The organism is Candidatus Woesearchaeota archaeon, from assembly GCA_020854775.1.
In the GTDB taxonomy this organism is placed as follows: Archaea; Nanobdellota; Nanobdellia; order Woesearchaeales; family 21-14-0-10-32-9; genus 21-14-0-10-32-9.
This window is the reverse complement of sequence record JAHKLZ010000043.1, coordinates 1-5611: the sequence shown is the minus strand read 5'-3', so window position 1 is coordinate 5611 and position 5611 is coordinate 1. Positions and strand designations below refer to the sequence as shown.

Sequence of the window (5611 nt, the reverse complement as noted above, 5' to 3'; positions counted from 1 at the left end):
ACGGCACCCTATACATTTAATGTAATTATGGAAGATAGTTCCGTTACACCTACTGTAGATACGAATTTAATTGAATTCAGAATATCAGAACGTTTCCAAAATTCATATATCAATGAAGCAGAATTAAAAATCACTGATTTGGAAACATCAAATGTAGTATATGAAGAAACGGTATATGGAGGTATAGCAAAAGTAAGACTTAATCAAACTCAAAGCGGTTATGCATATCCTCATTATAGGATAGATGTTTCTGCTACCGGTTATGTTGATTTTGTTGATTATATACAGTATGTGTTTTCAGACTCAATAATGCCCTGTAGGTTAACGGCTATAACTACTCCATTAGACCCGGGGAATACGATATTACATATCTATACGAATAGAGAAGATAATCAGGGAAATGTTATAGCAGTTCCTAATGTAAAAGTAACTGTTGGAGAAGTAGAAAAAATAACTAACTCTGTCGGATATATAGTATTTGAAGTTCCTAAAAATTCAACTCAAACATATAAGGCAGAACACCCTCAATATGCTGTTTCCAGTGGGAGTATAGAAGTTTTTGAGGGAGAGAGATTTTTAAATATATGGATGCATCCACCGGATATAGTTCCTACTCCCACTCCTACTATACCTATAACTCCTACTCCTACACCAACAGTAGGTGCGCCTAAAGGTCCTATAGATGCAGTATTTAATTTATTTGGGATGTTAGGAATTCCTGATGTATTTATAGGATTGATTTTAACTGCATTAATCTCTATTGGATGTATAATTTTTGTGGAGAATTTTGCAGAAGGGGCAGGATTATATGGTGGTATTTTAGGAGTTTTAATAGGAGTTGGAATGGGGTTAATCCCGGTATGGATAGTGATAACCTTTATCTTTATTGGAGGTATTGTCTATCTGAAAATAATTAGAGGAGATGACTGATATGAGTGGTGGAGGAGCTACTAGTAATATTTTTTTAGCACTGACATTTTATATAGTGTTGACGAGTGGGATTATTGCTTTTATTAGTATGGAGAATGAAGCAATACTTATCGGAGATAATCCTATTCATACATTAGAAACAGTGGATTTTACAGATAGTAGATTTGAAGATTTTAATTATAAGGTTTTATTAGGAAAGTGGGAGTTGTCAGAAACAAAAGGGTTATATTCTATACCTAATAGTCTTACAGGTAATGAGATAACCTTTATTAGATTATTCATGCCGGAAAAACAGATATTTAAGAACAGATATGTTATTAATAACGAGTTGAACAGTGATTATTATTTGATTGTAAGAAAAACAGGATTGTATTATGATTCTTTGTTTTTGAGAGTAGAAGAGAATTGGATTTATTTATCAAGTGGGAAAATACCTTTAATTCCTTATTCGTATAATCAGGTATTTTATCATGATATGGGATTGTATAATGGAGAGTATTCTATAACTACAGTATTAAATGATGGAGATAGGACGGTAGAAGTTTATATTAATGAGGTTTATGTTTTTACCTATAGGAATGTTCCTAATAAGAATATTCTATCATGGGGATATGTTTATTATAATGGTGTTGGTTCTCATGATGAAATAGGTATTAAGGAATATGGAACAGAAGGGAAAATAGTAACAAAATCAGAGGAAGACGGAATTAAGTTAACAGATTTTGTAAAGTATATGGGGGCGATATTATTCTGGAATGTTAAGGATATTCCGTTATTGCTTAATATGGTATTTGTTAAAGTTCCTATATTGGTTCTGATATTTATATTGGTTCAAACAGGGAGAGGGAGTGGTTAATATGAATCTGGAACGGGTTTTAAGGATTTATGGGAGAACAATTTGTATAGTAATGGGGGTTGTAATTTTGCTTTCCTCTATCTGTATTTATGGAATTAGTGCTATTCCGATAAATGCAACTGTGGGAGAGAATTATATACACTATACGTGGGAGTCTTATAATCCCTGTAATGTGTATATTAATGGGTTGTTATATACGGAAAATAGCACTATGCAAGAGTTGATTTTAACCAATCTGGAAGAAGGAGAGAAGAATAAGATAATGGTATTGGATATGGCTACTGCTCAATATGGAGAAATGGAGGTTGTAACAGGATATAAAGTATTTACTCCTTTTATTACATTCTTGCTACTGTTGGTATTAGGAATGTATGTTATAAGTATTAAAATACCGTTGATTGCATTAGTGGGAGTGGTTCTTAATATTGTATTGTTTAAACAATTTCAAGAGGTTACAAATGAGGGATTGATTTTAATTTCAACTGCTTTATTAATTATTGTAGGTCTATTGGCCTTTGGATATGGAATTAGAGGAGTTAATTAAAATGATAACTCTTATTTTAGTGGGAAATAAGGATGGGAGAGTATTTGATAAAAGAGTTATTAAGGGAATGAATGAAAAAGAAGTGTATCATAATATGGTGCACTATATATCAGAAAAAATCTATAATGAGGTTAAATTATGAGTAATGTATTAAGAGCAATTTATTATAATACAATCCTCAAAAAATCTTTTTATGACGTAAGGATTTTTGAAAACTTTGAGCAAGTAGGGAGAAAGGTGTTCTTGAATAAAGGTGATTTATATTTTTCCCATAATGGAAAGTCTTATTTACTGCCAAAGAGGGATGATAAACCTTTGAAAAACGGATTAAGAATTTATGGGTTTTATGACTCGGATAATCCCGTCCCTTGTAGTGTGGAGGATTTTTCGGAAGGGTTGGATATGATGGAGAGGGTTAATTACAAGGTTTTAAAATCTGATTACGTTGATGCAGAAACGTTTAATAGTATTCTAAATGACCACTTTATACAGGATATTTTTCATTCAGAAGACAATATTTTACAAAAATATTGGTGGTTGATTGTTATAGGTGTTGGTGCATTGATTATCTTTATGATGTTTGGAGGGATGTAGGGAATGAAGTTTAAAATAAAAGAGGAATGGGAGTTAGTAAAAAAAGGATTGATTAGTTTTCATATCCTTTTCCATATACTTATGATAGGATTATCTATTCAATTTTGGTTTTCTAAAAATTTAATAATGATAATCTTTGTCCCATTTTGCATGCTTCTCTATCATGGAATAATAGCGAAAGAAAAATGGGTATGGGATTAAATCATGATGGTTGATAATAATATTAATGAAAATGTAATTGTAATGGGACTGTTCTCCATTATTTCTTTAGTATTTATGTTGATTTTTCATCAACCTGTATTTGGCTTTCTTATGCTAGCTACTACTGGTGCTACTGTAATATTATTTATACATTCCGTGTATTTAGAGATTGATGGAGTTGATATATATGAGTAAAATAGAAGAAGATTGTGTTATTCCGCTAAAAGATGAGTCTCAAAGTTCTGCTATGGAGGGATTTATTAAGGCGGTGCAGGAAGTTTTTGGTAATGAAAACATCGATCAAAAAAGCAGACTTACTCGAAAAAATATTAAAGCAATCGTTAAGAGCAATGCCTTAAATCAGTATTTGAAAGAAAAGAAATTTGGAGGGAATAAAAAGGGAGTAGTGCAAGTCCCTATATTGGATATAGTCTGTAAAGATACTATGATTAAGGTGATTAGCGTATCAGGGAAAGGAAGAGAAGAAGTTATTAAGATGTTTGAAGCTACTGCCGGAATGGGGTTTGAATCTCAAAGAATGAATATGATGGAAAGAATGATTGGGAGAAATTGGTAATGATTTATGGATTTGTTGGAACAATGGATGATTTTTGTAATGGGAGTATAAGAGGGAATGGAAAAAGTCTAACAATGACGTATTACCTCCATCAAGATTTTAAAGAAGGGAGAAGGGTTTATACAAACTATAAAACTACTTTTTCAGAACAGGTTACAGTCAAAAAGATTGTAGATATGGTTTTAGAGGGAGAGATTCAAGAAGCAAGTATAGGGATTGATGAAATACAGATTGTTCTGAATAGTATTGGAACTAAAGCCAAAGTGGTTAATTTTATTGATAAAATGGTTAGTCAGACTAGAAAAATAGATTCAGATATTTACTATGCTACTCAAAGATATACAAATATTCATAAGAGGTTAAGAGTGCAAACTGATAGGTTATTTAGACCGTTTAAGATTCATCAAGAGAATGATAAATGGAAGAAATGTATTACTGACAGATGTAAAAAACCTCATGTTATTATTGTTAAATCTGAAATACCTTATCTGGAAACACCTATTATTGCTCTTGATGCTGTTAAAGTGGGGGTGTTGTATGATAGTAATGAAATTATTAATGAGGAGATTGATTTAAAATAAGAGGTTATTCTAACCCTTCTTTAAAACATTGTTTTACATGGATGCTCTTCATACCGTAATGGTAACAATAGTACGAGGTAAAACATCCTATTCCTCTACTATATACGATATGAATTTTGGATGCGTGCCTGCAGTTTGCGCAATCTCTACTCATTCTTCCATCACCTCTTTAAATGCTCCATTGAACATAACAGAGTTGTTATAAACTTCTCTTTCTTTTCTTGCTAATTCTCTCTCCTTCTCTTGTATGGTGGAATAGTCTTTAGATAGGTGATTCATATAGCCTTCCATATCAAGCACTAGACCATTTAGTTTAGCGTAAAGATACTTTCCTTTGGGAGATTTTGGGAGATGGGATAAAGCCTTCTTCATGCATGTATGTGCGTTATAGAGTCTGTTAAACTCTCGCTCTATCTGTTCTGATTTTGTTGGTTTAGTCATTGTGTTCACCTTCTGATGCTGTTTTTTCTGCCTTCTCTAACTCTTCTGTTAAACGTTTCTTTTCTTCTGCTTTTGCTATGTAGTAACTTTCAACAAGTTTATACAGGTTTATTAACCGTCTGATGGTGTCCTCATAAGGTTCTAAAGGATGTTGTTTTATGCTTACTAGACAGTTTTTTGTTTCTATAGAAATTTGGATAGTTGTTTTTTTGGTTTTCATGATTACACCTCTAATACCCAAACAGTTTCCAATGTTCGTCTAGCACCTTCTGCATAACGTCTTGTTTTTCCCACTGTTCGTAAAGGATAGATAATTCATAGTATCTACTGTTCAACCATTCCAAATCTTTCTCGTTATATCCTTCTGTATTCTCCATTGTGAAAACAACTTCAAACTTCATTTTGTTCACCTCATAAAGATTAGTAGGTTATCTCCTTTTGGGAAGTGAAAGCATACTTAACTTTCTCCTTTCCTGATACACCTATTCTCATTTCATGGTTATCTGCGTAGAGATATACATAGATTGTTCCTGTTTCGGGATTTTTGACCATTTCTCCAATAATGGAGTTATTATCATAGATTGCTACTCTATTACCTGATAAATCAGTTTTTGCATTCATTTTTCTCATTCACCTTCCATTCCTGTTACAATACACTATAAGACGTTATAGCATATATACTTATCGCTTCTTATTTTCCACTAGAAACACCTCTATTACCAATGGAGAAATGAAAGTAAAGTTGTATAACGAGAACCATATACAACTCTTGAAAAGTTGGTTGTAATTGTCTAGATAAAAGGATTAAGAGGTATGGTTTGTTTGGGCAAAATCGGATAGAATGGGCTTGGTTTAATGCCTAGCATATGTTATAACGCTTTATAGTT

The 5611-nt window shown here is 32.3% G+C and carries 12 protein-coding genes; 8 read left to right on the top strand and 4 right to left on the bottom strand.

Annotated features, from left to right (window positions below; translation table 11 throughout):
• From KO361_05390 to KO361_05355, 8 genes are all read left to right on the top strand, one after another.
• The coding region (locus tag KO361_05390) for a hypothetical protein (protein ID MCC7575000.1) at positions 1-930 on the top strand (930 nt) is incomplete at its 5' end.
• Positions 931-985: 55 nt separating this feature from the next.
• The gene (locus KO361_05385) at positions 986-1786 is read left to right on the top strand and encodes a hypothetical protein (protein ID MCC7574999.1); all 801 of its coding nucleotides are present in this window, start codon (positions 986-988) and stop codon (positions 1784-1786) included.
• Positions 1779-2330 carry a hypothetical protein gene (locus tag KO361_05380; GenBank protein MCC7574998.1) on the top strand — a complete coding sequence of 184 codons (552 nt, stop codon included), beginning with the start codon at positions 1779-1781 and terminating at the stop codon, positions 2328-2330. The genes KO361_05385 and KO361_05380 overlap by 8 nt, the downstream gene beginning before the upstream one ends.
• Positions 2331-2468: 138 nt before the next feature.
• Complete coding sequence (locus tag KO361_05375) at positions 2469-2924, top strand: hypothetical protein (GenBank protein MCC7574997.1); 456 nt, start codon at positions 2469-2471, stop codon at positions 2922-2924.
• A 3-nt stretch (positions 2925-2927) separates the two neighbouring features.
• Positions 2928-3125, top strand: coding sequence for a hypothetical protein (locus KO361_05370; GenBank protein ID MCC7574996.1), 198 nt, complete (start codon positions 2928-2930; stop codon positions 3123-3125).
• Positions 3126-3128: 3 nt separating this feature from the next.
• Positions 3129-3320: a hypothetical protein gene (locus tag KO361_05365; protein MCC7574995.1), complete on the top strand. Its 192-nt coding sequence runs from the start codon at positions 3129-3131 to the stop codon at positions 3318-3320.
• The gene (locus KO361_05360; protein MCC7574994.1) at positions 3313-3702 is read left to right on the top strand and encodes a hypothetical protein; all 390 of its coding nucleotides are present in this window, start codon (positions 3313-3315) and stop codon (positions 3700-3702) included. The genes KO361_05365 and KO361_05360 overlap by 8 nt, the downstream gene beginning before the upstream one ends.
• Positions 3702-4283: a hypothetical protein gene (locus KO361_05355; GenBank protein MCC7574993.1), complete on the top strand. Its 582-nt coding sequence runs from the start codon at positions 3702-3704 to the stop codon at positions 4281-4283. Before KO361_05360 ends, KO361_05355 begins: the two co-directional genes overlap by 1 nt.
• A 150-nt stretch (positions 4284-4433) precedes the next feature.
• On the opposite strand, the gene KO361_05350 is transcribed toward KO361_05355, so the two are convergent.
• From KO361_05350 to KO361_05335, 4 genes are read right to left on the bottom strand one after another with little or no spacing between them, the layout of a single operon-like run.
• Positions 4434-4724, bottom strand: coding sequence for a hypothetical protein (locus tag KO361_05350; protein ID MCC7574992.1), 291 nt, complete (start codon positions 4722-4724; stop codon positions 4434-4436).
• Positions 4717-4944, bottom strand: a complete 228-nt coding sequence (locus KO361_05345; GenBank protein ID MCC7574991.1) for a hypothetical protein — start codon at positions 4942-4944, stop codon at positions 4717-4719. The genes KO361_05350 and KO361_05345 overlap by 8 nt, the downstream gene beginning before the upstream one ends.
• Before the next feature lie 10 nt (positions 4945-4954).
• Complete coding sequence (locus tag KO361_05340) at positions 4955-5125, bottom strand: hypothetical protein (GenBank protein MCC7574990.1); 171 nt, start codon at positions 5123-5125, stop codon at positions 4955-4957.
• A 19-nt stretch (positions 5126-5144) separates the two neighbouring features.
• Positions 5145-5345: a hypothetical protein gene (locus tag KO361_05335; protein MCC7574989.1), complete on the bottom strand. Its 201-nt coding sequence runs from the start codon at positions 5343-5345 to the stop codon at positions 5145-5147.
• Positions 5346-5611 lie beyond the last annotated feature (266 nt).

Bases quoted from the DNA above. Each gene is read 5' to 3' on its own strand.
- KO361_05375 (MCC7574997.1), top strand. From the start codon at position 2,469: ATGAGTAATGTATTAAGAGCAATTTATTATAATACAATCCTCAAAAAA.
- KO361_05370 (MCC7574996.1), top strand. From the start codon at position 2,928: ATGAAGTTTAAAATAAAAGAGGAATGGGAGTTAGTAAAAAAAGGATTG.
- KO361_05365 (MCC7574995.1), top strand. From the start codon at position 3,129: ATGATGGTTGATAATAATATTAATGAAAATGTAATTGTAATGGGACTG.
- KO361_05360 (MCC7574994.1), top strand. From the start codon at position 3,313: ATGAGTAAAATAGAAGAAGATTGTGTTATTCCGCTAAAAGATGAGTCT.
- KO361_05355 (MCC7574993.1), top strand. From the start codon at position 3,702: ATGATTTATGGATTTGTTGGAACAATGGATGATTTTTGTAATGGGAGT.
- KO361_05350 (MCC7574992.1), bottom strand. From the start codon at position 4,724: ATGACTAAACCAACAAAATCAGAACAGATAGAGCGAGAGTTTAACAGA.
- KO361_05345 (MCC7574991.1), bottom strand. From the start codon at position 4,944: ATGAAAACCAAAAAAACAACTATCCAAATTTCTATAGAAACAAAAAAC.
- KO361_05340 (MCC7574990.1), bottom strand. From the start codon at position 5,125: ATGAAGTTTGAAGTTGTTTTCACAATGGAGAATACAGAAGGATATAAC.
- KO361_05335 (MCC7574989.1), bottom strand. From the start codon at position 5,345: ATGAATGCAAAAACTGATTTATCAGGTAATAGAGTAGCAATCTATGAT.